Source organism: Rufibacter hautae (assembly GCF_008271695.1).
Classification (GTDB): Bacteria; Bacteroidota; Bacteroidia; order Cytophagales; family Hymenobacteraceae; genus Nibribacter; species Nibribacter hautae.
This window is the reverse complement of record NZ_VKKY01000002.1, coordinates 921,212-947,858: the sequence shown is the minus strand read 5'-3', so window position 1 is coordinate 947,858 and position 26,647 is coordinate 921,212. Positions and strand designations below refer to the sequence as shown.

Annotated in this window: 29 protein-coding genes; 11 read left to right on the top strand and 18 right to left on the bottom strand. The window is 47.2% G+C overall.

Features of this window, described 5'->3' with window-relative positions; all coding sequences use genetic code 11:
• Positions 1–40: 40 nt before the first annotated feature.
• Positions 41–802, bottom strand: coding sequence for a hypothetical protein (locus FOA19_RS12795; protein WP_149091196.1), 762 nt, complete (start codon positions 800–802; stop codon positions 41–43).
• A 38-nt stretch (positions 803–840) separates the two neighbouring features.
• On the opposite strand from FOA19_RS12795, the gene FOA19_RS12790 reads away from it, so the two are divergent.
• The 5 genes from FOA19_RS12790 (at position 841) to FOA19_RS12770 (ending at position 6,271) form a co-directional block, all read left to right on the top strand.
• Positions 841–1,089 (top strand): hypothetical protein, encoded by a 249-nt coding sequence (locus FOA19_RS12790; RefSeq protein WP_149091195.1) that lies wholly within the window; start codon positions 841–843, stop codon positions 1,087–1,089.
• A 170-nt stretch (positions 1,090–1,259) separates the two neighbouring features.
• Positions 1,260–3,890, top strand: a complete 2,631-nt coding sequence (gene gyrA / locus FOA19_RS12785) for a DNA gyrase subunit A (protein WP_149091194.1) — start codon at positions 1,260–1,262, stop codon at positions 3,888–3,890.
• Between the two features lie 66 nt (positions 3,891–3,956).
• Positions 3,957–5,108: a tetratricopeptide repeat protein gene (locus FOA19_RS12780; RefSeq protein WP_149091193.1), complete on the top strand. Its 1,152-nt coding sequence runs from the start codon at positions 3,957–3,959 to the stop codon at positions 5,106–5,108.
• Positions 5,109–5,240: 132 nt separating this feature from the next.
• Positions 5,241–5,642 (top strand): methylglyoxal synthase, encoded by a 402-nt coding sequence (locus tag FOA19_RS12775; RefSeq protein WP_149091192.1) that lies wholly within the window; start codon positions 5,241–5,243, stop codon positions 5,640–5,642.
• A 74-nt stretch (positions 5,643–5,716) separates the two neighbouring features.
• Positions 5,717–6,271: a DUF4136 domain-containing protein gene (locus FOA19_RS12770; protein ID WP_149091191.1), complete on the top strand. Its 555-nt coding sequence runs from the start codon at positions 5,717–5,719 to the stop codon at positions 6,269–6,271.
• Positions 6,272–6,428: 157 nt separating this feature from the next.
• Here FOA19_RS12770 and FOA19_RS12765 read toward each other — a convergent pair whose 3' ends face one another.
• The 3 genes from FOA19_RS12765 to FOA19_RS23760 all read right to left on the bottom strand — a co-directional run bounded on the left by FOA19_RS12765 (position 6,429) and on the right by FOA19_RS23760 (position 8,810).
• Positions 6,429–6,809: a hypothetical protein gene (locus tag FOA19_RS12765; protein WP_149091190.1), complete on the bottom strand. Its 381-nt coding sequence runs from the start codon at positions 6,807–6,809 to the stop codon at positions 6,429–6,431.
• Positions 6,810–6,946: 137 nt separating this feature from the next.
• Entirely contained in the window at positions 6,947–7,822 is an 876-nt protein-coding gene (locus tag FOA19_RS12760; protein ID WP_223808883.1) for an MBL fold metallo-hydrolase, read from the bottom strand.
• Between the two features lie 340 nt (positions 7,823–8,162).
• Complete coding sequence (locus FOA19_RS23760) at positions 8,163–8,810, bottom strand: LuxR C-terminal-related transcriptional regulator (protein WP_223808947.1); 648 nt, start codon at positions 8,808–8,810, stop codon at positions 8,163–8,165.
• Between the two features lie 739 nt (positions 8,811–9,549).
• Here FOA19_RS23760 and FOA19_RS12750 point away from each other — a divergent pair.
• On the top strand, positions 9,550–9,870 hold the full coding sequence (locus tag FOA19_RS12750) for an SH3 domain-containing protein (RefSeq protein WP_149091188.1): 321 nt from the start codon (positions 9,550–9,552) through the stop codon (positions 9,868–9,870).
• A gap of 391 nt (positions 9,871–10,261) precedes the next feature.
• Here the strand turns inward: FOA19_RS12750 and FOA19_RS12745 are convergent, their stop codons facing one another.
• Entirely contained in the window at positions 10,262–10,933 is a 672-nt protein-coding gene (locus tag FOA19_RS12745; RefSeq protein ID WP_223808882.1) for a TIGR02117 family protein, read from the bottom strand.
• A 280-nt stretch (positions 10,934–11,213) separates the two neighbouring features.
• Between FOA19_RS12745 and FOA19_RS12740 the strand changes: the two genes are divergently transcribed.
• Both FOA19_RS12740 and FOA19_RS12735 read left to right on the top strand, forming a co-directional pair.
• Complete coding sequence (locus FOA19_RS12740) at positions 11,214–12,254, top strand: nucleoid-associated protein (RefSeq protein WP_149091187.1); 1,041 nt, start codon at positions 11,214–11,216, stop codon at positions 12,252–12,254.
• Between the two features lie 159 nt (positions 12,255–12,413).
• Positions 12,414–13,346: a D-2-hydroxyacid dehydrogenase gene (locus tag FOA19_RS12735; protein WP_149091186.1), complete on the top strand. Its 933-nt coding sequence runs from the start codon at positions 12,414–12,416 to the stop codon at positions 13,344–13,346.
• Positions 13,347–13,529: 183 nt separating this feature from the next.
• On the opposite strand, the gene FOA19_RS12730 is transcribed toward FOA19_RS12735, so the two are convergent.
• The 5 genes from FOA19_RS12730 to FOA19_RS12710 all read right to left on the bottom strand — a co-directional run bounded on the left by FOA19_RS12730 (position 13,530) and on the right by FOA19_RS12710 (position 18,193).
• Entirely contained in the window at positions 13,530–13,934 is a 405-nt protein-coding gene (locus tag FOA19_RS12730) for a phage holin family protein (RefSeq protein WP_149091185.1), read from the bottom strand.
• Positions 13,935–14,028: 94 nt separating this feature from the next.
• The gene (locus tag FOA19_RS12725; protein ID WP_223808881.1) at positions 14,029–14,730 is read right to left on the bottom strand and encodes an N-formylglutamate amidohydrolase; all 702 of its coding nucleotides are present in this window, start codon (positions 14,728–14,730) and stop codon (positions 14,029–14,031) included.
• Positions 14,727–15,977, bottom strand: coding sequence for a carboxylate-amine ligase (locus tag FOA19_RS12720; RefSeq protein WP_223808880.1), 1,251 nt, complete (start codon positions 15,975–15,977; stop codon positions 14,727–14,729). Before FOA19_RS12720 ends, FOA19_RS12725 begins: the two co-directional genes overlap by 4 nt.
• Positions 15,952–17,433: a RimK family protein gene (locus FOA19_RS12715; RefSeq protein WP_149091184.1), complete on the bottom strand. Its 1,482-nt coding sequence runs from the start codon at positions 17,431–17,433 to the stop codon at positions 15,952–15,954. Before FOA19_RS12715 ends, FOA19_RS12720 begins: the two co-directional genes overlap by 26 nt.
• Positions 17,408–18,193, bottom strand: coding sequence for a peptidase-C39 like family protein (locus tag FOA19_RS12710; RefSeq protein WP_223808879.1), 786 nt, complete (start codon positions 18,191–18,193; stop codon positions 17,408–17,410). Before FOA19_RS12710 ends, FOA19_RS12715 begins: the two co-directional genes overlap by 26 nt.
• Positions 18,194–18,444: 251 nt before the next feature.
• Here FOA19_RS12710 and FOA19_RS12705 point away from each other — a divergent pair, with 251 nt between their 5' ends.
• From FOA19_RS12705 to FOA19_RS12695, 3 genes are all read left to right on the top strand, one after another.
• Positions 18,445–19,167 carry a LytR/AlgR family response regulator transcription factor gene (locus FOA19_RS12705; protein WP_149091183.1) on the top strand — a complete coding sequence of 241 codons (723 nt, stop codon included), beginning with the start codon at positions 18,445–18,447 and terminating at the stop codon, positions 19,165–19,167.
• Between the two features lie 138 nt (positions 19,168–19,305).
• On the top strand, positions 19,306–19,875 hold the full coding sequence (locus FOA19_RS12700; protein WP_149091182.1) for a TetR/AcrR family transcriptional regulator: 570 nt from the start codon (positions 19,306–19,308) through the stop codon (positions 19,873–19,875).
• Between the two features lie 65 nt (positions 19,876–19,940).
• Positions 19,941–20,762: an alpha/beta fold hydrolase gene (locus tag FOA19_RS12695; RefSeq protein ID WP_223808878.1), complete on the top strand. Its 822-nt coding sequence runs from the start codon at positions 19,941–19,943 to the stop codon at positions 20,760–20,762.
• 16 nt (positions 20,763–20,778) lie between these two features.
• Here FOA19_RS12695 and FOA19_RS23375 read toward each other — a convergent pair whose 3' ends face one another.
• From FOA19_RS23375 to hisB, 8 genes are all read right to left on the bottom strand, one after another.
• Positions 20,779–21,219 (bottom strand): hypothetical protein, encoded by a 441-nt coding sequence (locus tag FOA19_RS23375; protein ID WP_223808877.1) that lies wholly within the window; start codon positions 21,217–21,219, stop codon positions 20,779–20,781.
• Between the two features lie 58 nt (positions 21,220–21,277).
• Entirely contained in the window at positions 21,278–21,886 is a 609-nt protein-coding gene (locus tag FOA19_RS12685; protein ID WP_149091179.1) for an HD domain-containing protein, read from the bottom strand.
• A gap of 34 nt (positions 21,887–21,920) precedes the next feature.
• On the bottom strand, positions 21,921–22,484 hold the full coding sequence (locus FOA19_RS12680) for an RBBP9/YdeN family alpha/beta hydrolase (protein WP_149091178.1): 564 nt from the start codon (positions 22,482–22,484) through the stop codon (positions 21,921–21,923).
• A gap of 22 nt (positions 22,485–22,506) precedes the next feature.
• Entirely contained in the window at positions 22,507–23,157 is a 651-nt protein-coding gene (hisIE, locus tag FOA19_RS12675) for a bifunctional phosphoribosyl-AMP cyclohydrolase/phosphoribosyl-ATP diphosphatase HisIE (RefSeq protein WP_149091177.1), read from the bottom strand.
• A 125-nt stretch (positions 23,158–23,282) separates the two neighbouring features.
• Complete coding sequence (gene hisF, locus FOA19_RS12670; protein ID WP_149091176.1) at positions 23,283–24,035, bottom strand: imidazole glycerol phosphate synthase subunit HisF; 753 nt, start codon at positions 24,033–24,035, stop codon at positions 23,283–23,285.
• A 202-nt stretch (positions 24,036–24,237) separates the two neighbouring features.
• Positions 24,238–24,957, bottom strand: coding sequence for a 1-(5-phosphoribosyl)-5-[(5-phosphoribosylamino)methylideneamino]imidazole-4-carboxamide isomerase (gene hisA / locus FOA19_RS12665; RefSeq protein WP_149091175.1), 720 nt, complete (start codon positions 24,955–24,957; stop codon positions 24,238–24,240).
• 3 nt (positions 24,958–24,960) lie between these two features.
• Positions 24,961–25,542, bottom strand: a complete 582-nt coding sequence (gene hisH, locus FOA19_RS12660; protein ID WP_149091174.1) for an imidazole glycerol phosphate synthase subunit HisH — start codon at positions 25,540–25,542, stop codon at positions 24,961–24,963.
• On the bottom strand, positions 25,542–26,636 hold the full coding sequence (gene hisB, locus FOA19_RS12655; RefSeq protein WP_149091173.1) for a bifunctional histidinol-phosphatase/imidazoleglycerol-phosphate dehydratase HisB: 1,095 nt from the start codon (positions 26,634–26,636) through the stop codon (positions 25,542–25,544). The genes hisH and hisB overlap by 1 nt, the downstream gene beginning before the upstream one ends.
• Between the last annotated feature and the right edge of the window lie 11 nt (positions 26,637–26,647).

Below are 26,647 nucleotides of genomic sequence, written 5' to 3'. Positions count from 1 at the left end.
CAACTTGGCCGCCCTTTCTGTTTTATATAGCAATTGGTGCTTACAAAGACTGGTAATAAGTAACCGCTTTGATTAAATCTGCCTCTGAAGACATGGCCAATTTCTGGCTTGAAATGAAAGATTTAATTTGATCCGCTTTTTCCGGAAACGCCTCTAAAAGGGACTTTCTGTTCAGCTTTACCTTCTTCATTTTGCCGTTGGCCACTACGTAATAGCTGGTCTCATCCACGATCTCATCATAGTTTTGCCCGGCACTGTAAGGACCCTTGAAGTTAGCCTCTATTTTCTTTTTGGCAATTCTTTTCAACACCGTCGCTTTCCCGTTTTGGCTGTCATACAGCACCGCGAAGAAGGCATCAGACAAAGCAGGGTCCAATTCGCGGGCTTCTTTGATTCTTCTGAATTCCAGTTTGTTGTCTCCGGTAGGAACATCCAAACGGAAAGAAATCACCGGCTGCGTACCTATTTGCAAAGTGTCTTTGGACTGAGGAATGACCGCTACTAATAAATTAGAGAAGACATCGTATTTCAATTTAAGGTCTTTGATCACCTCCGTTTTACCGGTATTGTTCGCTTTTATTTCAATCTCTCCCGGCGCCCAAGACTCCAGAAAATAGGGGCTGCCTTTTACGCCTTCATACCGGTTGTCAAATACCCGCACGTTGGAGGTGGCTCCCGAGGCCAGCCTATTCAGGTTCATTTGGGCATCAAGGCCTTGGGGGGCATTCGTTTGGGAAAACCCCAAAGCGGAATACGTTAATCCTAAGGTGAATAGAAAGATACTTTTGGCGTTAATTTTCATGAGGGTCAAGGGATAGAGCTGTTTTTATCTATATACCAATGTATGATTTTTCTAGGAATAACCAAAAACTTGGGAGCCGCGCTGTAGAATTAGCTTATTTTGTGGCAGAACTTCTTTCTATTTTTTCCTATGATCCCACTTATGAGAAAAAGTGCTTTATTCCTCCTGCTTATTTTCAGCAGCGCTTTGGCTTCTTCCTGCAGACCTGCATGTCCTATTACATCCTGCCAAACGCGCATGGTGCACCGGCACGGCGAGGGAGAATACAGAGGCATGCCCTGGTATAAAAAACAAAATCCAAGAATAGGCGAGAAGCTACAAAAGCCCTCCAAAGAAATGCAGAAAGAACTGGACGGAAAGAGTGGCCGGAAGAAGGGCAAAAATTAGCAAATCACTATCTTTTTTCGTAAATTGCAGGCTTACAAATAGTACAAATTTTAAGCTCTATTGAAGTAAAATGGCAGAAAACGAGCGGATAATTCCCATAAACATTGAAGACGAAATGCGCGGGGCGTACATTGATTATTCAATGTCCGTTATCATATCCCGGGCCCTTCCGGATGTGCGAGATGGCTTGAAACCAGTTCACCGCCGCGTGTTGTATGGGATGTCTGAATTGGGAGTTTCCTATAACAAAGCATATAAGAAGTCGGCCAGGATTGTGGGGGAGGTATTAGGTAAATACCATCCGCACGGTGACTCCTCGGTGTATGACACCATGGTGCGGATGGCGCAGCCGTGGTCTTTGCGCTATCCTTTGGTAGACGGCCAGGGTAACTTCGGGTCCATTGACGGTGACTCACCGGCAGCCATGCGTTACACCGAGGCCCGCCTGAAGCGCATCGCTGATGAACTGCTGGCCGACCTGGAGAAAAACACCGTTGACTTCGTTCCTAACTTTGACGATTCCCTTAAGGAGCCCAGCGTTTTCCCGGCGAAATTTCCAAACTTGCTGGTAAACGGCACCTCGGGTATTGCGGTAGGGATGGCCACCAACATGGCGCCTCACAACCTCACCGAGGTAGTGGATGGCACCATTGCCTTTATTGAAGACCCTGAGATCAGCGTGGCTGACCTCATGAAGTACATCACCGCGCCAGACTTCCCAACCGGAGGGATCATCTTCGGGTATGACGGGGTGAAGAATGCCTTTGAGACCGGCCGTGGCCGCGTAATCGTGCGGGCTAAAGCTGTGATTGAGACCTCCAAAACAGGCAAGGACCAGATCATCGTGACGGAGATCCCTTACATGGTGAACAAGGCGGCAATGATTGAGAAAACCGCTGCCCTCATCAACGAGAAGAAAATTGAAGGCATCTCTGACTTACGCGATGAGTCTGACCGCGAAGGTCTCCGCATTGTGTATGACTTGAAAAGAGACGCGGTGCCCAATGTGGTGCTGAACAACCTGTTCAAGTATACCCAGCTGCAATCTTCTTTCGGGGTGAACAACGTGGCCCTGGTAGGTGGTCGCCCGATGACCCTGAACCTGAAGGACCTGATCAAACACTTCGTAGACCATCGTCATGAAGTGGTGATCCGGAGAACTGAGTTTGAACTGGAAGAAGCCCGCAAGCGTGCCCACATCCTGGAAGGTTTACTCATTGCCTTGGATAACTTGGACGAGGTCATCAACCTTATCAGAGCTTCCCGCGACCCTGAGATTGCCAGAACCGGTTTGATCGAGAGATTTCAGTTATCTGACATCCAGGCCAGAGCCATTCTGGAGATGCGTCTGCAGCGCCTTACCGGCCTGGAGCGTGACAAGATCATGAAGGAGTACCAGGAAATCAAAGAACTGATTGATTACCTGACCCAGGTCTTGGCTGATGAAGGCTTGAGAATGAGCATCATCAAACAGGAATTGACAGATATCCGGGACCGTTACGGTGATGAGCGCCGTACGGCCATTGAGATGGTATCCAGCGATATCTCCCTGGAAGACATGATCCCGGATGAGAACATGGTGATCACCATTTCCCACGAAGGATACGTGAAGAGAACACCGTTGACCGAGTACCGCAGCCAAAGCAGGGGCGGGGTTGGTTCAAGAGGTGCCGCCACGTCTAAACAGGATGACTTCACTGAGCACTTGTTCATCGCCAGTACCCACAACTACCTCCTTATCTTTACAGAATCAGGCAAGGTATTCTGGTTGAAAGTGTACGAGGTGCCGGAAGGCGGAAAAACCACCAAAGGACGTGCCATCCAGAACCTTATCAATATTGAGAAAGAAGACAAGGTCCGGGCGGTCATCAACGTGAGTGGCCTCAAGAACCCAGATTATGTTCTGAACAACTACCTGGTGTTCTGTACCGAGCAGGGAACAATCAAGAAAACCCCGCTGGAGGCGTACTCAAGACCAAGACAAGCCGGTATTCAGGCCATCACCATTAACGAAGGTGACCGCTTGCTGGACGTGCAGCTCACCAACGGATCTAATGACGTGATCATTGCGCTTCGTTCTGGTAGGGCCGTGAGGTTCAACGAGGAGAAAGTACGTACCATGGGCCGTACCGCCGCTGGGGTTAGAGGTATAACGCTGGCCGGAGAAGACGACAAAGTTGTTGGTATGGTTTGTGTACATAACCCAGACACCAACCTGCTGGTAGTTTCTGAGAAAGGTTTCGGTAAGCGATCTTCTCTGGAGGAGTACCGTATCACCAACCGGGGCGGTAAAGGCGTGAAAACCCTGAACGTAACCGATAAAACGGGTCACCTAGTGGCCATAATGGGCGTGATTGACTCAGATGACATCATGATTATCAACCGGTCAGGCATTACCATCAGGTTACGCGTGGCAGATTTGAGAATCATTGGACGGGTATCGCAAGGGGTGCGACTGATCAGGCTGAACGAAGGAGACGAGATTTCATCTGTAGCAAAAATTGAGGTAGAAGACAAAGCAGAAGTCGTGGTGAGCGAAGCTGACTTGCCGGTTGCCGAATTACCGATTGATGAGGCCTTGAACCCTGAGGATATGATTGATCCGGCGGAAGAGGAAGACGAGGAGTTGCTGGAAGATGACATCATTGACCCAGATACCTCCAATGATCTTCTGGACCCAGATACCCTTAGTGAGAACTAAATTTCAAAACTTCTAGTTTTTAGAGCGAAAACACAAACAACCTATAAATCTAATCTAACGAAAGCAATGAAAAAGTTTCTTTTAACAGCAGCCGCGTTGGTGTCCATGCAAGTGGCAATTGCGCAGACTTCTGCCGTGACAAGTGCCATCATGTACCAACAGAAAGGTACCTTAGATAAGGCGAAGGAAGAGATTGACAAAGCCGTTGTGCACGAGAAAACCGCTAATAACGCCAAAGCCTGGTATTACAAAGGTGTGATCTACTCAGACATGGCCAACCACCCTATCTATGGCAAACTGATGGATCCGGCGGAGGCTTCTAAGCAAGCGTATGAGGCTTTCTCTAAAGTTCCTGCCCTTGAAACCAAAAAGAAGGAATTCACTGAGGAGGCTAATAAGCGCAAAGAGGTATTGGTAAACAATATGTATGCTTTCGCCTTGAACGCCGGGGTAGAAAACTACAACAACAAGAAGTTCGCTGAAGCCCAGAAAGCTTATATGCAGGCTATCACTTATAGACCAGAAGATACCACTGCCTACATCTATGCCGCTTATGCCGCTGCCGGTGCAGAAGACTACGCTTCCGCGAAACAACTGTACACCCAATTGGTAGACAAAAACCTTGCTTCTCCAGCCGTGTTCGGTCAGTTGCTGTACATCGCCAACAACGTGGAGAAAAACGAGAAGGAGACGTTGGCTGTGTTGGAGAAAGCCCGTGCGAAATACCCGAACGACAAGAACTTTATGCTGCAGGAACTTGACCTGTACCTGAAAACCGGTCGTGAGAAAGAAAGCATGGACAAACTGAATGCTGCCATCGCTGCAGATCCAAACAATGCCAACCTGTACACGGTGCGGGGTAACATCTTGGAGAAAATGAACAAAGCCGATGAGGCCTTGGCTTCTTACAAAAAAGCCGCTGAAATTGACCCAGCCAACTTTGATGCCCAGTATAACCTGGGGGTTTACTACTTCAACAAAGGAGCGAACCTGAACAACAAAGCCAACAAAATGAGCCTGGCCGAGTACCAGAAAAGCGGTAAAGCCGTTCAGGCCGAAGCCAAGAAGTTTTTCGCGCAATCTATGCCTTACTTTGAGAATGCTTTGAAAGCCCAGCCAAAAGACCGTACTACTGTGCAGTCGCTGTTGAAGGTGTACACTGCCTTAGACAAACCAGCTGACGCTAAGCGCATGGATGCTTTGCTGCAGACTTTGTAAGAAATACATCTAAAAGAAAGGGGCTCTGGTAGCCCCTTTTTTTATGCCCGTTTTGTAAAAACAGGAAAGAAATAGAAATTGAGGTAACCTTGGTGAAGTAAAATCCACTAGTTTAGGTTAAACTATTTAGATATGCCCACAGAAAAACGAATCGCCATCATTGCCCACGATGGCAAAAAAGCCGAGATGGTCGCTTTTGTAAAAGACCACGCCACATTGTTCCAGAACACGCAATTGGTAGCCACCGGCACCACGGGGCAGTACGTAGAGCAAACCGGTCTTAAGGTGAAAAAGCTTTTATCTGGCCCCAAAGGAGGCGATGCACAGATTGCCAGCCTGGTAGCCGAAGGCAAGATCCTGGCTGTCCTGTTCTTCCGGGATCCGCTTGGGAAACACCCGCATGAACCAGACGTTCAGATGCTCATGCGCCTCTGCGACCTCCACAACGTACCCTTGGCCACGAACCCATCGGCGGCCCGATTAATGGTGAAAGGTCTGGAAGCTGAGATGCTGAGTGCCAAAGCTACGCGGTAAAAGTTTGCTTCTGCTGAGGTACAACCTAAGTTTTCTAATCAAGTACATCTTATTTGTACCACTAGATTAGAGACATGAACAAAATAATAATCCATTCTTTAGCCTTATACCTTTTACTGCTGACAGTAAGCTGTAGCCCGGTAAGAGTCACCAGTACAGAAGCCTCTCCTGATTTCAGGTTGACCAATTACAAAACCTTTGGGTTTATGGAGGTGAATGCAGATTCTTCCAGGGTGGAGATTCCAGCAGAACACATTGCCTCTCTGCAAAGGGAAGTATCTAACCAACTGCAAAAGAGAGGTCTTACCATGTCCAATGCAAATCCAGATCTTCTGGTGAATCTAGGCGTGGTAGTGCAGGAGAAAAAGCAGACGCGGCAAACAGATTTCCGGACGGATGCTCCTTACTACATGGGGCAGAGAAGGTATACCTGGCGCAGCAAAGAAGTAGAGGTAGGCCGTTACAAACAAGGGACCATCTCTGTGCACCTGGTAGATCGGGACCAGAATTCATTGGTTTGGAGTAACCAGGCAGAATCTGTGGTGCCGTCTAACAACAGTAAAGTGCAGGAGAGAATAGCAGAAGGAGTGGAGAAACTCTTTGAATCATTGCCAACTGCTGGTCAGTAAATCAACAAAGAAGTGGGAGAGTTGTTCTGCCATTAAATTTTTATGTTAAATAAGCAAAACGCCTCTTAAATAGTTTAAGAGGCGTTTTGCTATTGATGGTCAGACTGTTTTACCTTAGATTTTCTAAATCAGGGCAAAAACAAAAGAACTAAGTAGTTTAAGAGTTCTGCAGGGTTTGGATGAACTCGTCTAGGGTGTCTTTACTGTACCCAATCCGGCGGGCATATTCCAGACACAAGTTGTATTCTGCCTTGTCTATCACTCCATCCTGCAGTACCATCATGACCAGGCTTTGCAACTCCATGGTTTTCTGCAACCCTTCCTCAGGGATGATAAAGGAAAGCAGGGGCAGGTTATCGGCAATAGGGGTGGTATCTTCTTCTGTCAAGTCCAGCCTTTTCCCTATGCTTACCAGGAAATCGCTTTCTTGTTGGTCTAAATAGTTATCGGCGACAGCCACTAAGACCAGGTTCTGGAAAAATGCGAGCTTCTTCTGTTTCGTATTGAGGAGTTCATCAAAGGATTTCTGTGTAGCCATGGTTAAACAATTTGATTTTCTTCTTGCCTACAGCAAAACAACAGGGAAGGTTGTGAACTACCATTTCTAAATAGGAATAGCAGCAAGGCTTTTAGAAAAAGCGAAGCACCCTCTAATGGTTTTGTTTGGTCAAACTTCTATTTCTTAACCCAGGCTTTTACTGCTACGGTTTCATTCACCGAAAAACTCATCAGGTCTTCGCCTAATACCAGGGGACCTGTATATGCATTTTTGGTGCGTTGAAGCAATTCCTCATTGGTTCGGTCATAAAGCCGCACAATGTGGGAATACACCGCCAGCTTAGGTTTTACCGCATTAAAGACTTTACTGGCCTGCTCGGGGGTAATATGATGCGCGAGAATATGGTACTTGCTGTCTTTGCTACTCATAGTATCAGGGGCAACCGCCACTTCATGAATCAGGAGGTCTGTTCCTTTGGCATATTTGATCAGGTTATCTGAATAGCGCGTGTCGCCGGAAACCACCACCGAATGGCCCCTATACTCAATTTTATACCCGAAGGCAGGGACAATAGGGTAGTGGTCCACTAAAAAGCCAGTGACTTTCACCCCATTTTGCTCAAACACAACTCCTTCCTGAATCTCCTTCGTCTCCAGTTTGCCTCCTGTCTTGGGTGCATGGTCATCTTGCACTCTCATTTTAATGTCAAAGACATAAGCTGCCTGCAGATGATCAGTCATGTTTTTCGTGCCTTTTGGACCAAACACCCGTAAAGGAGCTTCGCACCTGGTTGTAAGCCAGCCCGTGAGCCAAAGATCTGGAAGCCCCACCAAGTGGTCTGAATGGAGATGGGTGAAAAACACAGCTGTAAGGGAATCATAAGGGAAGTTCAACTGCTTCATCCGCTGTAAGCAGCCTCTGCCGGTATCGAATACAAACGAAGCGCCTCCTGCCTGCACCAGGATACTTGGACCAAACCGCTCCAAAAGTGGGAGCGGGGTGCCCGTACCCAAAAGGGTGACTTTGATAATGGGCGCACCAAGCAATTGCAAGCTATCTGTTTTAGGTGTACTTTGGGCAAAAGAGTGCAAAAACGTCATGCATAATATGATATATAATAAAAGTATTTTCATTGTCTTAGCTGCTTAAGAAATATCTTTATTAAATCATTAAAACAGAAATTCCATCCTTATTCTACCTTGTATTACTTTTGTAAGTCGGCCTTATTTAGAGCAAAATAAACCGATGTAACTGCTTCACAAAAGCTCTTTAAGTGTACCTATAAATTTGATTCTTTACGTTTTTAGAAGTGAAATATCTAAAAGGAGGGTGCTGCTTTAATTATCCTAAATTGACTTATACTAATATCTTTAGGAGATTCTGGAAACTCGGTTAAATAACCCCGTGCTTTATGGAATAATTTAATAGTTCGGCAGTATTACTTGTTTTCGTTTTTAACAACATGTTCTTTCGGTGATTGTTAACCGTATTTAAACTGACAAATAGTTTATCCGCTATTTGCTTACTGCTTAAACCTTCATGAATGCACTGTAAGACCTCGGCCTCGCGCCGACTTAGGACATCATAGGTTTTGTCTGGATAAAAGGTGCTTTTGTAGATAGGAGGTAGGGAGTGGGATTCGTATGATTTGTCAATCTTTTCTATTGTAAAGATGATTTTAGTATCTTCTTTTAAATTACTAATGTCCATCAAAAATCCTATGGAGGCTAATACTGAGTTAGGTGATGAGTCTTGGAAAAAAGTGGAGCGCTGAAGAACAGAAATAACCTTTTTGTCTTTGGTAATTACCCTGTAATTGAACGTAAAGGCATACTCCTGAAAAGCGGCTAAGGAATGTCCCTTTAAAAACCCCATAATCTTGGGCTGGATTTGTTCATGATAGGTTTTTACATCACTTTCATGACATAGGCGGGCAAAGTAGGAGGGACCTTTTTCCAGGAATGTTTTAACCTGATAACCCAGGAGCGCTTCACAGGAAGGATCTAAATAAAGGTATTTATTTTGAAAGTAATCTACAATATAGCAAATAGGAGACTGGGCATGAAGAGCTATGCTACTGATGCCAAAATTCTGCCATAAAGTTTCAGGTACAGAAAGTCTACCATTTCCAATTTCCTGAGGCTTATTCAGAAACTCTTCATATGCACTTGGGATAGTCTGGTTCCATACAATTGTTAGTTATCAAATGAAAATGGCTACAAATGGCTATTGATAACCACTGCTTACCCATATATCTTTACTAAGGTAAATAAAAAGGCAGAAAAATGCTATGATGGCCATTTAAATTCGGATAGAATTAAGAACGTGTTCAGACCGAAACTGATTATTAAACCAGAAGATTGTTTTAGAATACTATATAGAACTAAGTGTATAATTAGGACCGTTGCCAAAATCCTAAGTTCCTCTTTTTCTTTCCAGGATTGCTGGTTTGAGAAACATTCGTAGACCTACTTTCTAGCGGTACTAATTTACCGCAGTTCATTTCCCATCATCTAATAAAAGCATCTGGCATCCGGTGCCTAGCCCGACCTCTAGGAGTTGCTTTGTTTATTTTTTTTATATTACTGATGATCTGCGTTATGTAATTTGAATTGTTTGATGGAGGCTAAACAACGAGCCACTATCTTCACACAAACAGGTTCATTTACCCAGGAACAATAGAGTTCTAGTAACGCAAATACATTCATTATTGAAGATTACAGCAAAGACGTTTTACCGTAAAGAAAAAGCAGAATGATTCTTTTAGAGTTTTTAAGTCATGAAAAAATTAATCTTAGTAGCGGCTTTTTTATCAGTATCAACCCTTAGCCTAGCGCAGAGTACCAAATCTAAAACTGGTGCAACCACAAATACAATTCCAGCCCAAGCTACTGCCAATGATGTTAAAATGTATCGCCAAGCCGGAACATCCTCAGAGGTATTGATGAACCTTCAAACCACTGATAAAATAGAATACCATAGAAAATTAAACAGCAGTTGGGCAGTGGTAACCGTTGGAGACAAAGTAGGTTACGTATTATTCAGCGAACTTACCAATCCAAAGCCGCAGATATTGGCTATGGAGAAAAAACGGAAATAAATTTTATTGTTTTAAAGACCTAAAAAGCACGTAGCCTACGTGCTTTTTTTATGGCTGTAAGTTCCTAATAAAAAGAATTTAGAATGGTTCTCTTTTTATTTTAAAATGAGTTCAGCCAATTAGGTAACAGGTTAATTTGGAGACACTTAATGAAGGGAGAGTTCTACGGGAATAATTTGTATTCTCGAGCTGAAAAGGAACTATTACAAATATTACTTAACATAATATAAATTATAAGCCAATTTTATATAAGGCTTATTACTAAGCCTTATAGCTTATTATATGTTAAGTAGAGGGTAGAAAGTGTCAAGAACTCCTAAAGCAGCATCTTTTGTCAAACAATACGATCATCAATCAATTAATACATCAATCTTTATTTGAAAACATATCCTTAGTAGTGATAAAATATTCCTTTGTAGAACGGTGTCCAAACGGCGGCTTTCTGACCACAGGCTTTCAGTCCTTCGTTCGCCCAAGTGTTACAGGTGTAGAATAAATTATAGCTCCCCTTTGCTTCGTAGAAAGCATCATCTTGGCCGTAGTTGGCTTTCGTTTTTATATGGATTGTTTTTCCATGCTCATCCAGGTCAAACTGGCTCTGGATGTATGTCACCAACCTGCCGTATTGCTCCCGGCTAATGTCTATACAGCGGCAAGCCTCGTTTTGGGGCATGGTTTTATAAAAAGTGGCATGAATCGCCGAGGCACCTAACCCGGTCATGGCTTTAAAGGCCACACTCGCCTTCAGGTCAGCCCAAGTGGGCGTTTCCAGGTAAAAGCCTTTGTCTCCCCACCCGAAGGCGATGAAATTTGCAGTGGTGTCTTTACCTACGGTATGTTCGTACTTAACATAATCGTGCCAATCATAGACATCGTTCTTCACCGGCACCACTAAGTCGGTATGTACCCCATTGGTCAGAATGTAAATGGAAATCTCCTTTCTGTTTTCGGGCTCTGGTTCTACGCTCATCCGGGACAGCACCACCGCCACCAGGAAATAGATCAGCACCAACGACAATAAGACTAGGAATAGGTATCCTGAGGTAACTAGGGCAGATTTCAATGGTAAGAGGTTTCAATTTTGAAGGCTGGCAAGATAGGCGTTTCCGGTTGAACCACAAGAAGCACCCTATTACAGATGGCCATATAGCCTCAGGAAGTCTAAATACGCTTCTTTTTACCAGAAGAAACCTAGCTTCCGTTTAGAGCCTGTTTTCTTAAATAGCCCTCGAAACAGCCACTGGAAAAAACCGGAGTATTTTACTGTTAGCCTTACCGGATGCCGGAGAATCCTTACTTTTGTGGCTTCGTTTGAATCACAACTCCCAAGCGCAACCTCTTTCATGAAATTCGATACCGCCTCGCTTACCCGCCTTTCCATCCACCACGTGGGCAATAAAGGACTGGAACAAAAAGTAACCTTGTCTGAGAATGAGTTCGATTTTGGCGATGGCCTCACCCAAAAGTTGGAGAAGTTCTTTCTGGGCAAGTTTATGCAAGCGCACGAGCGGTTCAAATTCTCACACCCGTCCTCACTGCAGTTCAATGAGGTGTACAGCTACGCCGAGAACATCTTCGCGGACAAAGAGGCTTTCCATGAGAACACCCGCAACATTGCGCGTCATTTATTTGAAAGCACCACGCATCCAAAAATAAAGCCCGGCGAGTTGTACGTGGCCCATTTCATCAACTGCGAGATTGAAGAACGCGTGGTGGAAGCCGTAGGCATCTTCAAAACCGAGGTCAAAAGCGGCTATTTTGACGTGAGCAGAAAAAACCGGGATTTTACCATGGCTTACCTGGAGGGCATTGACTCCAACAAGTTTGACAAAGGCTGCATCATCTTCAACACCAAACCCGAGGAAGGTTTCTTGGTAGCCATCATGGACAACCAGAACCGCGGCGAGGAAGCCAAATACTGGAGCGAGAATTTTCTGGGCCTCACCCAAATCAATAACGAGTTCCACCAAACGAACCACCTGCTCAACCTCACCAAGGAGTTCATCTCTGAGCGTATGACCGAGGAATTTGAGGTGGAGAAAACCGACCAAATCGTGCTCCTGAATCGTTCTGTGGAGTACTTCAACAAACACGAGACCTTTGACAAGGAAGAATTTGTGACAGAGGTATTTGGCCAACCGGACCTCATTGAGTCCTTCAACAATTATGACACTGAGTACCGCCAAAACTATGACATTGAACTGGAAGACAGCTTTGACATCTCGCCCCAGGCGGTGAAGAAACAAGCCCGGGTTTTCAAGAGCGTGCTCAAACTGGACAAGAACTTCCACGTGTACATTCACGGGAACAAAGACATGATTGAGAAAGGCGTGGACGAAGACGGCCGTAAGTACTACAAACTGTATTTTGAGGATGAGGAATAACCTCGTTTTTGCCCTGTTTTTCTAAAGCCAATGCTGAAACGGCAGAGGACCTCCCCTTTCTGGTACTTCCTTATAACATAGAGCCTGTTATCTGCGTCTTACCCATATACTTTTTGTAAAAGGCCTCCCAACCGGCTTACTGCCTTACCCTCTTCTTGCATGAACCTGTTTATCTTCGCTGAACTTGATTTGCAGCAGCAGAACTATTTAGAGCATCTTCTTCCGACTAACATCACTCCTTTCTTCTATAATGGTTACTCTAGCCCAGAGGGTGAAAAGGCTTTCCGCTCGGCGGATCTACTTTTCGGGAACCCTCCCTCCTCCTGGCTTGCCCAAGTCCCTCCTGGCCTTCAATTCTGGCAATTAGAATCAGCGGGATTTGACCAGTACAAACAGGTGCAAACCAACGCCGTGGTGTGCAACATGGGCGACTTTTTTGCCGAAGCTTGCGCAGAGACCATGGTAGCCGGTATTCTGTCCTTTTACCGGGGAATCATAGATCTGGTGCAGCTGCAAGAGGAACAGAACTGGCAGGGTAAGAAGATGCGGCTGAAACTAGACTTATTGGGGCAGAAAACAGCCATCGTGCTGGGGGCCGGAACCATAGGTCAGGCGGTGAAAAGAATCCTGGAAGGTTTCGGTACGAAGGTGAAGATGACGGCCCGCCAGAACCCCGTTGCCCAAATCCATTCTTTGGAAGAGCTTTTCCAGCACTTGCCTCACACAGACATCATCATCAATACCCTTCCGGGCAACCTGGACAAATACGTCTCCAAAGAATTCATCCAGTCCATGAAAATAGGCAGCCTTTACGCCAACGTGGGCCGCGGCAACACCACAGATGAACAAGCCTTAATTGAAGCATTAGAATCCGAGCATTTGGCTGGGGCCGTGCTGGACGTCACCGAGGAAGAACCTTTACCTCAGGACTCCCCGCTGTGGCAAATGGAAAACGTTTTGTTGACTCAGCACACCGGCGGCGGCCAGGTGCGGGAGGTGGAAGGCAAAATTGACAGGTTTATCTCTAACCTTCACCTCTTTTTAGCCGGAGACAAAGTACTAAACCAAGTGAACCTAACTCAAGGTTATTGATACGCATTCATCATTGAAGATATAATAGAATTGAGGGTTTGTTTCTGGGCTGATTTTTATAAAACAGTTGATAAATAGAAAACTCTAACTCACTACCTGCCCTAATTCTTTATCATAACATAAAAGAAAAGCGCCAGCTTCTTTTTAAGAGGCTGGCGCTTTTCTTAAGCGGTAATGAAAACCTTAGCTTATCATAGTTGGCATGTAGGTTTGACCCAAGGCAGTTTGCTGGTATTCAGCGCTATCGTATTCTTCATCGTTGCGCTCCAGTAAGGTACTGGCTACGGCCATGGCAATGGCAATCACCAGGGCTGGCCAAAAGCCGCGCACTTCAAAGTTCCTCACCAATTTGTCCACTAGTTTGATGATGATGGCAGTGACAATCAGTTTCACCACAAACTGCAGGAAGAACAACGTCACCAGGTTCAGCGGGAACCTGAGCAGCAAACCAAGTGTGGCGTTAAGAATACCCACTAAAAAGGCTACCCAAAGCGCGGTCCAGAAACTCTTGATGGTCACTTGTGGCATTAGGTACGCCAACAGCATCAGAACCCCGGCGCTCACGAGAAGGTTAATTAAAAAATCCATACTTTTTTCATAGTTTAGGTAGAACAGTATTGTACATGCTAGCCAAGATTTTTATTTCTGACCTAGCTTCTATACTGTAAAATCTGGAAAGGGTTTATAGGGCTATGCTGAAAGTCTGCACTAATTGGTTCTGTAGCACCTTCCATTCGTCCTTATGGGCCACAGGAAAACGCTGGTTTACTTCTAACTCCAGGCCGGCATATTGGTCATCTGTATAGTCTTTGCGCAGATAGGTGATAAAGCCATCGGCGGTGCCCTTGTAGGGATAATTATACCTGATCTTGACCTCCGGATTCACCATCTGCATCTGCTGGCGCCAACGGGCGGCAAACAACTGTTCTTTCTCGCGCTTGGGGTCATAGAGCAGTCCCACATCTGCTTTCCTGTCCTTTCCGTTTAGTTCTGGCGTAAAGCTGTGCACAGATACATGCACCACCGAGAACCCCTCGCGCACCCAAGTGGCTATTTGGTCTTCTACCCGCTGCCGGTAGGGCTGGTAATAGTCGGCCACTACTTTTTCTGCCTCAGCAGTAGACAAAGGCAGCATGAACTCAGAGAACAACTTAGGATGGTGCAAAGACCGGTTCAACTCCACCACCAACCTACTGGTGGTACTGTGCAAGGAGAAATCGGCAATTTTGGAGAACTTCTGGAACATCTCCAGCGCGCCAATATCATACCCCCGGTGCGTAGCCAGCACCGGCTTTGCCCCTTCAAAGGACGCTGCAAATTCACGCGGTATTACATTGCCGCCGTGTTCACAGGTGACGATAACCTTCAACCGTTCGTTTTTCAAGGTGCATATAGTTGATTAAGAGCTAAACAGTTAGCCAATTCTCTATATACGTCTTTGATGGAATCAATGGAAGGCGAAGAGCCCAGAATCTTCAAAATTCGCTGGGAAAGGCATCCTTCCTGAAGGATTAGCCTTATACTTTGGCTTAACTCCGCGGTAAAGACGGCTTCACCCTGCACTTCTTGCCATAGATGTTCCCATATTTCCTGGAGGGTGGCATGCTCTCCGGCCATACCCAGGAGCCGGAGATAATCAGAATGCTGGACTTCCGTTTTGGAGCCTTTTTTTAAAGAAGATAGGAAAACCGAGGAAAGGAAAGACGTCTCAGCTTTTTGCTGATCTTGGTAGCTGCTCCACTCCTCTGAAGTCAGTTTCTTAAGTACTTCAGAGACCAACGTCACAACAGCAATATCCGCCAGCGGACATTCCTGGTTATCGATGATCCTGATCTCAATGGCCCCCCGGCTGAACCGGGCAATGGCTCCCCTGGAGTTCAGGAATTCGTCCTGCAGATCCCCTTCCGGGTCATACGGTGCAATGGCCTGGAACATGGGCTGGAAAATCCGGGCTTCATACTCGGCCTCCGAAAAAACCGCCTCCGGCACTACCTCGCCGGCAATGAGCGGAATCTTCGCCTGGTTTTTCCGGTACACCTCCAGACGCGTGTCCAGTAAACCACTTACCTGCCCGTCCAACACAGGAGAGGCAGCGCTAATAGCCGGAATAAGCGGTAAAATCAACCTGATGGCTGCATGCAATCGCCCGAACTCCTCATCATCTTTGAAAGGAAGGTTCAGGTGTGTGCTCTGCAGGTTAGACCAGCCGTGGCCCTGGCAGTTGAAGATCCGGTTATAGGCCTCGTAGATTTCACTCGCCTCGTGCGGCCATAGCTTGGTCTCCTGGTACGGGTCCATGAACGGGTGTGCGCCTGTGGGTAACAGCATGGCGTTGAAAGGTGCCAGCAATGCATTCACCCGCTGCACCTCTCCGTGGAATTTACCGGCTAAAGAAGGCAGTTCAGGCGCCGGTCCGTTGGTTTTCAATTCCAGTACGTGCAGCACCAATTCATTAGACCACGCCATGGACCCGCGCTCCACATCAGAGGTTAGTTCACCGACCTCAGCCTTGAGGACTTCGTCTGAGATGGGCTTCACCTGGAGCGTATCTCGGTCTACAATCATGTATTCCATTTCTACGCCGTAGCCCTGGAACAAACCTAGTTTAGGAGAGGCGCTGCTCATTGCCATTCAGATTTTTTTGGCTGTCTATCCGCCGTTTAATGGATTTAAGGATGGTCAGGTACAGATCTTTTTTTAAAATGCGGTCTTCCACGCCTTGGTCAATGTTGGGGTTGTCATTGACTTCAATCACGTAGGCCTTGCCGTCAATTTCCTTTACGTCTACGCCGTACAAACCGTCGCCAATAAGGTTGGCGGCCTTCAATGCGGTATGGAGCACAAAGAACGGCACATCTTCAAAGGGTACGGTCTCAAAGTTGCCGGTCACGTCCTTCTTTTTTCCCTCCCAATTATAAATCTGCCAGTGGTCTTTGGCCATAAAATACTTGCAGGCATAGAGCGGCTGTTTGTCCAGCACGCCAATGCGCCAGTCAAACTCCGTGGGCGTGAACTCCTGCCCTATGATCAGGTCAGACTCAGACAGCATCTCCTTCAGCTGATCAGCCAATTCTTCCTCGGTTTTCACTTTCACCACGCCTTGGGAGAAAGAAGAATCTGGTTTTTTGAGTACGCATGGAAGCCCTAATTCTTCCACCACCTTGCAGCAATTATCGCGGTGGATGATCATGCTTTTGGGGATGTTCACCTTGGCTTTGGAAAGCAGCTCGGCCAGGTACACCTTGTTCGTGCACCGCAGGATAGACACCGGATCATCAATCACTACCAATCCATCGGCGTGGGCTCTTCTGGCAAAACGGTAGGTATGGTGGTTTACGGAGGTGGTTTCCCTGATGAACAGGGCATCAAACTCTGACAGCCGGCGGTAGTCTTCTTTGGTGATCAGCTCGGTGTAGAAGCCCAGGCTTTCGGCGGCATCAATGAAATTCTGGATCGCTTTGTCGTTTGACGGCGGGTCACTGTCCGCGTGGTTCACCAGAATGGCCAGGTCATAGATCTTCTTGTTCGTCCGGATATTGGAGAACCGGTTACGGGCAAAGTAGGCTTTCGCGAAATTGTACAGGTCCCGCAAATGGTGCTCGGGCACTTCGTTTACCGGAATTGGATTTATGCTCTCCAGCGTCCATTCTTTGTTGAACACAAATTGCGCCCTGAGGAGCGGTGCCTGAAAGAGGTCGTGCAGTTGCTTGCTCAATTTTTCATACTGCTTGGCCACGTTCTGCCCGAAGTAAATACTAAGCGTAAAATTCTTGGACTTGAGCTTGGACAAACTTTTCTGGATGGTCTCATTGATCTCATCGGTGATGGCCCTTACAATGGTCTGCGATTTCAGATCCTGAATGGTGGTCACGTTGGGGATGGCCCTGTGACCCCGGGCTTCGGCTAAAAGTGAGACATAATAACCGCTGCTCTGGTATTTGTAAGACCGGCAAAGGTTGAAGATGCGGGCGCTTTTTATTTCTGTGTAAGCCGGATCGGTGAGATAACGCTGCGCATCTACCACCTCTACATCCTCTATGTCAAGGTCCCAGTCTTTGGGATTATTGACCACTACTAGTTTGCGCATGAAGGTTGGTCTGTTCTGGAGTAAGTTTCGTTTTAGGTTGCGGTTCAATGGCCAGCAGGTTGGCATCATAGGTGACTATGCCCAACATAATGGCGTTAATGAGGCGCGAAATGGGTACGTTATAGTAATTATTGCCAAAAAGCGGGTTCTCCTGGTAAGGGTCGGCCACAATCACGTGTTCTTTTTCCTGTTCGTTGTCAAAGCCAGCCAAGACCACAAAATGCCCCAGCGGTTCGCCCCGTACATCGTCATAGATGGCCTCGCCGCGTTCATTGGTTCTTTCCCGGGCGCAGTTGTAGAGGTACGTGGCGCTGAGTCCGGTCAATAGCGGAATTCCCCGGGAGAAGTAATGGTCTAATAAACTAAGGGTAAGGTCTTTGTGCAGGATCTCGCCGCCCAGCTCCAGGAACTCAATGTAGGCGTGGGTGGCGACGTGCAGCTTGGCATCTGATTTATAGATGAGTTGCTCCCGCAGATTGGCAATTAATTGCTCTTTGCCCATCTTGAACCAGGTAGGGTCAAACACATGCAGGTTGTAGGTGTAAATGCGGGCCTTGTAGCCCCTGCGCAACGCATGGCAACCCAGCAAAACCGCCAGGGTACCACCTTCCTCCAGGAAAGACACCTCTGAGATCACCTGCTCCAAAGGAAGCGAATCCTGGAAGTACTGGTAGACCGCGTGCAGGCTGGTAGGTCCGCAGGTGGAATCATCCGGTTGAGTGAGAATCCGTAAGGAATTAAGTAGGGTAACTGGAAGCACTTTTCTTTAGGTCTATTTGTGCCCCTTATACGTGTTTTTACGGCTGAGTTACCTAACCTTTGCTTTGATGGTCCAAACTTTCCTGCCGTGCGGATGCTAGATGCGGCCCTGGTTCTGATTCATCACTTTTTTTAGATGACGCTCCGTATTGCCACCCATACAATTTAGGGTTTGTTCCCTCGGAAATTATAATTAGATTAATATCTTTGGGTTAAGAAAGATTCACCCATTACAAATCAACGGACAAACATTTGAAAAAGGATACTCCCCTCCGCTCAATTATTATTGATGATGATGAACTAAGCCGGATGATTCTGGAGCGTCATATTAAAGCCACGCCAAGCCTGGAACTGGTGCAAACCTTTAGTTCCAGCGTAGAGGGTTTGGCTTGGTTACTGAAGAACGATGGCATTGACCTGCTTTTCCTGGATGTTGAGATGCCCGAGATGACCGGCATGGAATTGCTCAAGACCTTGCCCCATAAGCCGCAGACCATCCTCATCACCTCACACAAGGACTTCGCCCTACAGGCCTTTGAGTTGCAGGTAGCCGATTATCTTCTGAAACCGGTGGATTTTACCCGTTTTACCCAGGCGGTGCTTAATGCCTCTAAAAAGCTGGACACCTCCAGAACCAACGCTGCCCCGGCTACCAACGGACACTCAGAGGAGCTTTTTGTGAAGGTAGACAACAAGATCGTGAAGCTGAACCTGAACAATGTGTCCTTTATAGAGGCCCGTGGTGATTATGTGGTCATCAACACAGACAATAAAAAGCACATTGTCTATACCACCATGAGCGCAATTGACCAAAAACTGCCCCAGGATATGTTCCTGCGCATCCACCGGTCCTTCATCATCAACCTGAAGAAGATTGAGCTCATTGAAGACGATTCTGTTTTCATGCAGGACAAATACATTCCCATTGGCGGTTCTTACCAATCTAAGTTCTACGGCCGCCTGAACAAGCTTTAGTTTTTGACCTTCTTTTTTCTGAACTCCTGTTTAAGGCTTCTTTTCTGAAAAGGAGCCTTAAACAGGAGTTTTTGTTTTGAAAGCATTTTCCAATTAGTTAAATTGAACAGACGTTCAATCAATAAATATGTAGCCGCTATGCCTAAAAGGGTAGCCCAGCGGGAAACCAGCACCCAGAAAATCATAGACACCGCGCTGGAGCTGTTTGCTGAGCAAGGATTTGACCGCACTTCCATCCGGCAGATCGCGACGAAGGCAGGCATTTCCCTGGGGTTACTCTATAACTATTACCAAAGCAAAGAGGACCTGCTCAAAGAGATTTTGGTAAGGGGCAGGCAGGACATTCTGCAATCTTTTGAGAAACCTGAGGGGCTTACCCCTTTTCAGTACCTGGAACACCATATCCAGACTACCTTCCGGCTGCTGGAGCAGAACAAAAACTTCTGGCGCCTCTACCATAGCCTCAAGATGCAGTCTGAAGTTTTGAAGGCCTTGGAGCAGGAAGTACAAGCTGAAAACCAGTTGGTGCTACAATTGCTCTCCAAGAACCTGGCCCAAGCCGGATCCACTAACCCTTCCGCCGATGCGGTCCTCATGTTTGCCACCATTGACGGAATCGCCCAGCATTACCTCATCCTGCCGGAATATCCCTTACAGGAGGTAATGGAGAGGTACCTTGTCCAACTGAAGCATCATTTAGCCACTTAATCTTTACCGGTATGCAAGATCAATCTTGGCTTGACAGAAATGCCTATCCTTTTAAACAGCACTATTTGGCAGTACCCGGAGGACAGCTCCAGTATGTGGATGAAGGCCAAGGCGCTCCTATTCTATTTGTGCACGGCACGCCTACTTGGTCCTTCCTTTGGCGCAACCAGATAACGGCGCTCTCAAGAAATTATAGGTGCATTGCGGTAGATCACTTGGGCTTCGGGCTTTCTGAGAAACCGCAGAACTTCTCTTATTCATTAGAGGATCACCGAGACAACCTTGCAAGGCTGGTAGACCATCTACGATTGGAGAACGTAACGCTGGTGGTGCATGATTTCGGTGGGCCCATTGGGCTGGGCTGGGCCGTACAGCAGCCCGAGAAAGTGGCGAAGGTGGTGGTGCTCAACTCCTGGATGTGGCCACTTACGGAGGTTAAACCCATGATGCAGGCAAGCAAATTGTTCAGCAGTCGAGTCGGGAAGTTCCTGTACGTGAACCTGAACTTCTCCGTTAAATTCTTGCTGCAGCAAGCCTTTTACCAAAAAGAGAAACTTACCCGGGAGGTGCATCACCAGTACCTGAGTCCCTTCAGGGAAAGGAAAGACCGTGTAAGCACCTGGTACTTTGCCAAAGCCTTAGCCGGCGAGACACCCTACTTTACCAGATTGTATAACAAACGGCATGTTCTGGAAGGGAAACCGGTCCTAGTGCTGTGGGGCACCAAAGACAAATTGATTCCAGCCTCCTTTCTGGAAAACTGGCAAGAAACACTGCCGGGACTTACAGTAATGGAATTAGAAACCGGGCATTTTCTTCAGGAGGAAGCCCCTGAGGAAGTCACGAAAGCCATTCAGGCTTTTCTGGAGCAACCAGTGCTACAATAACAGTCTCAAAGATCAGCTAGAGTAAGCCTTTCTTTCCTTTTAGGTCTACAGAAAGGGTCCTGTATCCTATATAATTTACCTCGATATGGCTAATGGAAGAGGAACGCTGGATCTGGACCTTCCCTAGAGAATCCGCGTTTATCATTAAGGATTGAGCCTGGTCAACAAACCTAATTTGAACCGAGGCTTTTGATAAGGCTTCTAAAGTTTTGGAATCCTTTATTTCTCCTTCCATAGTCTCTTCCATTAAACTTTTCAAAGAAAAGGAAATCTGGCGTTCTATATTACAACCGTCCGGATTTCCATCACCGTAGTGGGGTACCCTATTGACAATGAACCTGTTTTGGGATTTGCCATTCACTGAAAACTTTGCAAGGACCAAATCCTGGGGTAAGGAGCGGCAGGAGGTTTGCCCCACAAAAAGGCAAAGGCTTAGAAAAGACAACATGACCTTCATATCCTGACAAGATAATCATCAATCCCCAGCTTTACTCCCGATCTTTAGATTTGAGGCTTTAAACGTCGGCCTCCCCTTTCTTGAGGATGCCCTTTTCGACGGAGCTGTCCAAAAGAGCTTTGGCAAATTCCCAGATGGTTTGGGAGCCGTTTTGGATTCCAACTGTTTTCTCCAACACTCTATTAAAAGGTACGTTGTACTCCATCCAGGTACCGCCTTCGTTGGAAACATTCTGCAGAAGCGGTTCTAAGCGGTCCATGGTGCGGGCAAACTTTGCCTCGGCCGTTTCACCCGCCTCAAATTCATCCCAGATGTGCAGAAACTCCTCGGCTTGTTTTTGGGGCAATAAACCAAAGATGCGCAGGGCCGCTTTCCGTTCCGCTTCGGTGTTGGAGTGGTTTAAGACGGTGTCAAACAGGAAAGTATCGCCGGCGTCAATCTCTACCAGATCATGAATGAGCAGCATCTTCACCACTTTGAGCACATCCACCGGTTCGTTGGAATGCTCGGCCAACACCATTGCCATCATGGCTAGGTGCCAGCTGTGCTCCGCATCATTCTCGTGGCGGTTGCTGTTGAAAAGACGGGTTTTGCGGGTAATATATTTCAGCTTGTCAATCTCGTGGATGAAGGCGATTTGCTGAAGAAGAACATCAAACGGTGTCATGATCTATCTGGTAATTTGAGTAATAGCTATTATCCTAAAGAATTAAGTTTTTGAATTCTACACTTGAGTCAAGTTGCTGAAGAAGCGCCAAGCCTTGTGGCCACTCCCCAAAACCCGCGGCTACGTTGATGTGGCCTGCGGCTCCAATGCTCAGGAAGCTACTGCCCCACTGCTTGGCCAGGTATTCCGCCCGACCTAGTTTCATATAAGGATCGTTGTCGCTGGCCACCACCACAGAGGGAAATGGCAGTTTTTGCAACGGAAGGGGCGTGAACCCAGTGGTTCCCTCCGGAAACGAAGCAGCTTCTGTGTCACTAGGTGCAACCAAAAGGGCTCCTTTGATCCTCTTTTGGTATTTATCGGCCCAAAACGCAATGGTGATACAGGCCAAGCTATGCGCCACCAGAATGAGGTTTTCAGGATCATGCTGGTTAACGGCGGCCTCCAAGGTCTCTACCCAATCAGCACAATCCGGTGTTTCCCAATCCTGCTGCTGCACTCTGGAGAAGGCAAACTGCTTTTCCCATAGCGATTGCCAGTGCTGCTCACCTGAATCACCTAATCCCGGGACGATGAGAATGGTAGCGTTGAAAGTCATTTCATTTTAATTAAAAATAACCCTACTCCCTAGGCTTATGGCGGCTTTCCAGCACCTGCACCACTTCCGCCAATGAAAGCCCACTTGCTTCCAAAAGCACCAGTAAGTGGAAGATTAAATCAGCTGCTTCGCCTTTCATAGGTTCTGTGTTCCCGGCTACTGCATCAATGACCACCTCCACGGCTTCTTCCCCTACTTTCTGGGCCATTTTGTTCAGGCCTTTGTTGAACAGGTGATTGGTGTAAGAACCTTCAATAGGGTTCTTTCTACGGTCCTTGATGGTTTGCTCCAGATTTGCGATGAACTGTAATGCTTGCTCCGTTGGTGTGAAGTTTTGGAAGCTTCTCAGGTGATATGAATTGTTGTCACCTTCCACATCAAAGCAGGTTTCGGTGTTGCGGTGACAGGCTGGTCCGGTTGGGTCCACTAAAATCAAAAGTGTGTCCTGGTCACAGTCCAGTTCTATCTTTACCACCTTCAAGGTATTACCCGACGTTTCACCTTTGGTCCAGAGGCGGTTCTTGGAACGGGAGAAGAAGGTCACCAATCCTGTTGCCTGAGTTTGCTGAAAAGCCTCTTCATTCATGTAGCCCAGCATCAATACTTTACCGGTAGTGGAATTCTGGATGATGGCGGGCACCAGCCCCTCTCCTTTGTTAAAATCTATGGTCATGTTTTTAACCTATGTCTGCTTTTGAAATTTTTCTGTTTTGACATGGGTTTAAAGAAAGGAGTCAAAAACAGCTTGTGTCAGTAAAGGAAAACCTCACAGGTTTTGAATACCTGTGAGGTTTGGCTCTAGCATCTTATATCAATCTTATTCTCCGCCAAGAACTTCTTCAAGCCGGGTAACGGTACTTCCTGGAAGTGAAAGATACTGGCAGCCAACGCGGCATCGGCCCCGGCTTCGAATACATCTAAGAAGTGCTGCTCATTTCCTGCGCCGCCTGAGGCGATGACCGGAACAATGACATTGTTAGAAATCTCACCCGTGATATCAAGCGCGAAACCATTCTTAGTACCGTCGTTGCTCATGGAGGTGAGCAGGATTTCACCGGCGCCACGCTCTACCACTTCTTTGGCCCATTCCAGCGCCCAAAGTCCGGTATCTACCGTCCCTGCTTTGCTGAAGACTTTCCAGCCTTCCGGAGTGCTTTTGGTGTCAATGGCTACCGTCACGCACTGGCTCCCGAAACGGCTCGCCAGCTCAGTAATCAGTTCCGGACGGTGAATAGCCGAGGAGTTTACCGAAACTTTGTCGGCACCGTTCTGTAGTAGCACTTCCACGTCTTCCACAGCGCTGATGCCCCCACCCACGGTGAACGGAATATCAATGTAGCGGGCCACTTCGCGCACCAGTTCCACCAGGGTCTTCCGCTTTTCATTGGTGGCGGTGATGTCCAGAAACACCAGTTCATCGGCACCCTGTTTCGCGTACAAAGCCGCTAGTTCCACCGGGTCACCGGCATCTCTGATATCTTCAAACCGCACACCCTTCACGGTGCGGCCATTCTTAATATCCAGGCAAGGGATTATTCGTTTTGTGAGCATTTTTAGATGCTAGTATTTAGATGTTAGATGCTGAACTTCAGAGTCAAGTCTGAACATCTTCTTAATTAAATCATTTTTTCCGCTGTCTCGAGCGTCCCGCTCGTGTACGAACGCAAACCTGATTCTCTTTTGCACCTTAGCAAAGCACTAATCAGAAATGCGAGTGGACACGAGCGGGACGCTCGAGACAGCAATCAGTCTTCTAGATAACCTCTTTCGCCAGTTCCTCCAGAGAAATGGTGCCTTCATAGATGGCTTTGCCGATGATAGCGCCGTGTAAGCCTGCTTCGCGGAGCTGGCGTACTTCTTCAATGGTAGTTACGCCGCCGCTGGCGATGAACTGCAAGGTGGGAAACTGCTCCAGTAAACGCTGGTAAACCTCAATAGAAGAACCTTGCAGTTTGCCGTCTTTGCTCACATCGGTACAGATGAACGTTTTTCCGCCTTTTTCAGCAAAAGAGGCTAAAAACGATTCCAGCGTTAATTCACTTTGTTCTGCCCAAGCATTGATGGCGATGCGGTTGTCTTTGAAGTCAGCGCCTACAATGATGCGGTCGGCACCGTACTCCTGCAGCCAGGCTTCAACGGTTTGCGGCTCCCGTACGGCAATGCTGCCGGCGGTGATTTGCTTTGCACCTGCATCAAAAGCCTGACGAACAGCTTCTGAGCTTTGCAGGCCTCCGCCGTAATCAATGTGCAGTTTGGTTTGGCTGGCGATACGCTCCAACACCGGAAGGTTCACGGGTTGTTTGGCACGGGCACCATCTAAGTCTACCAGGTGCAACCGACGTAAACCGAGGCCTTCAAACTGTTTCGCTACTTCTACCGGGTCTGTGTGGTACGTAGTCTGCTGGGAAAAATCACCTTCGGTGAGGCGAACGCACTGGCCGCCAATAAGGTCAATAGCCGGAATAATGTCCATGGCTTAGAGATTTAAGAAGTTCTGGAGAATGTGCGCTCCCGCAGGGCCGCTTTTCTCGGTATGAAACTGAACCGCGTAGAAGTTTTTGTACTGCAGGGCGGCACTGAATGGCTCTGGGTAAGAGCTCTGCGCAATGGTGTGCTCTGTTACCGGCGCATAGAAGCTATGCACGAAGTAAGCGTACTCATCTTCCTTAATACCAGTGAATAAATCACTTTTGAGGTGATGCAGATTATTCCAACCCATGTGCGGCACTTTCACAGCTGCTTCAAATTTTTTCACCGGCACCGGAATGATTCCGAGCATCTCGGTATCACCTTCTTCAGAGTGCTGGCACAACAACTGCATACCCAGGCAAACGCCTAAAAAGGGCTGCGTAAGCGTTGGCAACAGCAGATCTAAGTTATTAACTTTCAGCGCCCGCATAGCCGAGGAAGCCTCGCCAACACCCGGGAAAATCACCTTATCAGCTGACTGAATCTCTTCGGCATTTGAGGTAACGGTTGCTTGTGCGCCCAATCGCTCCAAGGCGAAAAGCACGCTCTGCACGTTACCCGCTTTATAATCTACTATGACGATTTTCATTATAGAACGCCTTTAGTGCTAGGGATTTCCATCTTGTTCACGTCACGCACTAACGCCATCTTAATAGCTTTGGCAACGGCTTTATAGATAGCCTCAATTTTGTGGTGTTCGTTCTCGCCTTCAGCCTTGATGTTTAGATTAGACTTAGAAGTGTCTGAGAAGGATTTAAAGAAGTGCATGAACATTTCAGTGGGCATGTCTCCTACTTTCTCACGGTTAAACTTAGCATCCCACACCAACCAAGGGCGACCTGAGAAGTCAATGGCAGCGTGTACCAAGGCATCATCCATGGGCAAAAGGAAGCCGTAACGGTTAATGCCGCGTTTTTCGCCAATGGCTTGCGCGAAGGCTTCACCTAAAGCCAATGCAGTATCTTCAATGGTATGGTGCTCGTCAATGTGCAGGTCACCTTTCACGTGAATGCGCATGTCTACCCCTGAATGACGAGCCAATTGATCCAGCATGTGGTCAAAGAAGCCAACCCCCGTTTGCATGTCTGACTTACCTTCGCCGTCCAGGTTGATTTCAACACTAATTTGCGTTTCATTGGTGTTCCGCTGAATGGTGGCTTTACGAGTAGGTAAACGCAGGAAGTTGTAAATGGCATCCCAATCAGTACTGATGAAGGAAGCATCTTCATTGGCTACTTCCTGTAGCAAGATGCTTTTAGAACCTAGGTTCTTAGCCATCTGCACATCGGTAAGGCGGTCACCAATCACGTAAGAATTTGCTAAGTCATATTCCCCAGTCAGGTACTTGCCCATCATACCTAAGCGAGGCTTGCGGTTAGGGCTGTTCTCGTGCTCAAAGCTGTGGTCAATGTGGATGTGTGCGAATTGAATGCCCTCGCCTTCCAGAATCTCCAGCATCTTGTTCTGGTAGGGCCAGAACGTGTCTTCAGGGTAAGAATCTGTGCCTAAGCCGTCCTGGTTGGTCACCATCACAAACTCGTAGTCCAGCTCTGTAAATATCTTGTAGAGGTTACGGATGACCTTCGGGTAGAAAGAGAACTTCTCAAAAGAGTCTACCTGATAATCGGTAGGTGGTTCCAGGAGAATGGTACCGTCGCGGTCTATGAATAAAACTTTTTTCATGGTTTACAGAG

What these genes read in the sequence shown, in the direction of transcription:
- FOA19_RS12795 (WP_149091196.1), bottom strand. Translation starts at nt 802, where the DNA reads ATGAAAATTAACGCCAAAAGTATCTTTCTATTCACCTTAGGATTAACG.
- FOA19_RS12790 (WP_149091195.1), top strand. Translation starts at nt 841, where the DNA reads ATGTATGATTTTTCTAGGAATAACCAAAAACTTGGGAGCCGCGCTGTA.
- gyrA (WP_149091194.1), top strand. Translation starts at nt 1,260, where the DNA reads ATGGCAGAAAACGAGCGGATAATTCCCATAAACATTGAAGACGAAATG.
- FOA19_RS12780 (WP_149091193.1), top strand. Translation starts at nt 3,957, where the DNA reads ATGAAAAAGTTTCTTTTAACAGCAGCCGCGTTGGTGTCCATGCAAGTG.
- FOA19_RS12775 (WP_149091192.1), top strand. Translation starts at nt 5,241, where the DNA reads ATGCCCACAGAAAAACGAATCGCCATCATTGCCCACGATGGCAAAAAA.
- FOA19_RS12770 (WP_149091191.1), top strand. Translation starts at nt 5,717, where the DNA reads ATGAACAAAATAATAATCCATTCTTTAGCCTTATACCTTTTACTGCTG.
- FOA19_RS12765 (WP_149091190.1), bottom strand. Translation starts at nt 6,809, where the DNA reads ATGGCTACACAGAAATCCTTTGATGAACTCCTCAATACGAAACAGAAG.
- FOA19_RS12750 (WP_149091188.1), top strand. Translation starts at nt 9,550, where the DNA reads ATGAAAAAATTAATCTTAGTAGCGGCTTTTTTATCAGTATCAACCCTT.
- FOA19_RS12740 (WP_149091187.1), top strand. Translation starts at nt 11,214, where the DNA reads ATGAAATTCGATACCGCCTCGCTTACCCGCCTTTCCATCCACCACGTG.
- FOA19_RS12735 (WP_149091186.1), top strand. Translation starts at nt 12,414, where the DNA reads ATGAACCTGTTTATCTTCGCTGAACTTGATTTGCAGCAGCAGAACTAT.
- FOA19_RS12730 (WP_149091185.1), bottom strand. Translation starts at nt 13,934, where the DNA reads ATGGATTTTTTAATTAACCTTCTCGTGAGCGCCGGGGTTCTGATGCTG.
- FOA19_RS12720 (WP_223808880.1), bottom strand. Translation starts at nt 15,977, where the DNA reads ATGGCAATGAGCAGCGCCTCTCCTAAACTAGGTTTGTTCCAGGGCTAC.
- FOA19_RS12715 (WP_149091184.1), bottom strand. Translation starts at nt 17,433, where the DNA reads ATGCGCAAACTAGTAGTGGTCAATAATCCCAAAGACTGGGACCTTGAC.
- FOA19_RS12700 (WP_149091182.1), top strand. Translation starts at nt 19,306, where the DNA reads ATGCCTAAAAGGGTAGCCCAGCGGGAAACCAGCACCCAGAAAATCATA.
- FOA19_RS23375 (WP_223808877.1), bottom strand. Translation starts at nt 21,219, where the DNA reads ATGAAGGTCATGTTGTCTTTTCTAAGCCTTTGCCTTTTTGTGGGGCAA.
- FOA19_RS12685 (WP_149091179.1), bottom strand. Translation starts at nt 21,886, where the DNA reads ATGACACCGTTTGATGTTCTTCTTCAGCAAATCGCCTTCATCCACGAG.
- FOA19_RS12680 (WP_149091178.1), bottom strand. Translation starts at nt 22,484, where the DNA reads ATGACTTTCAACGCTACCATTCTCATCGTCCCGGGATTAGGTGATTCA.
- hisIE (WP_149091177.1), bottom strand. Translation starts at nt 23,157, where the DNA reads ATGACCATAGATTTTAACAAAGGAGAGGGGCTGGTGCCCGCCATCATC.
- hisF (WP_149091176.1), bottom strand. Translation starts at nt 24,035, where the DNA reads ATGCTCACAAAACGAATAATCCCTTGCCTGGATATTAAGAATGGCCGC.
- hisA (WP_149091175.1), bottom strand. Translation starts at nt 24,957, where the DNA reads ATGGACATTATTCCGGCTATTGACCTTATTGGCGGCCAGTGCGTTCGC.
- hisH (WP_149091174.1), bottom strand. Translation starts at nt 25,542, where the DNA reads ATGAAAATCGTCATAGTAGATTATAAAGCGGGTAACGTGCAGAGCGTG.
- hisB (WP_149091173.1), bottom strand. Translation starts at nt 26,636, where the DNA reads ATGAAAAAAGTTTTATTCATAGACCGCGACGGTACCATTCTCCTGGAA.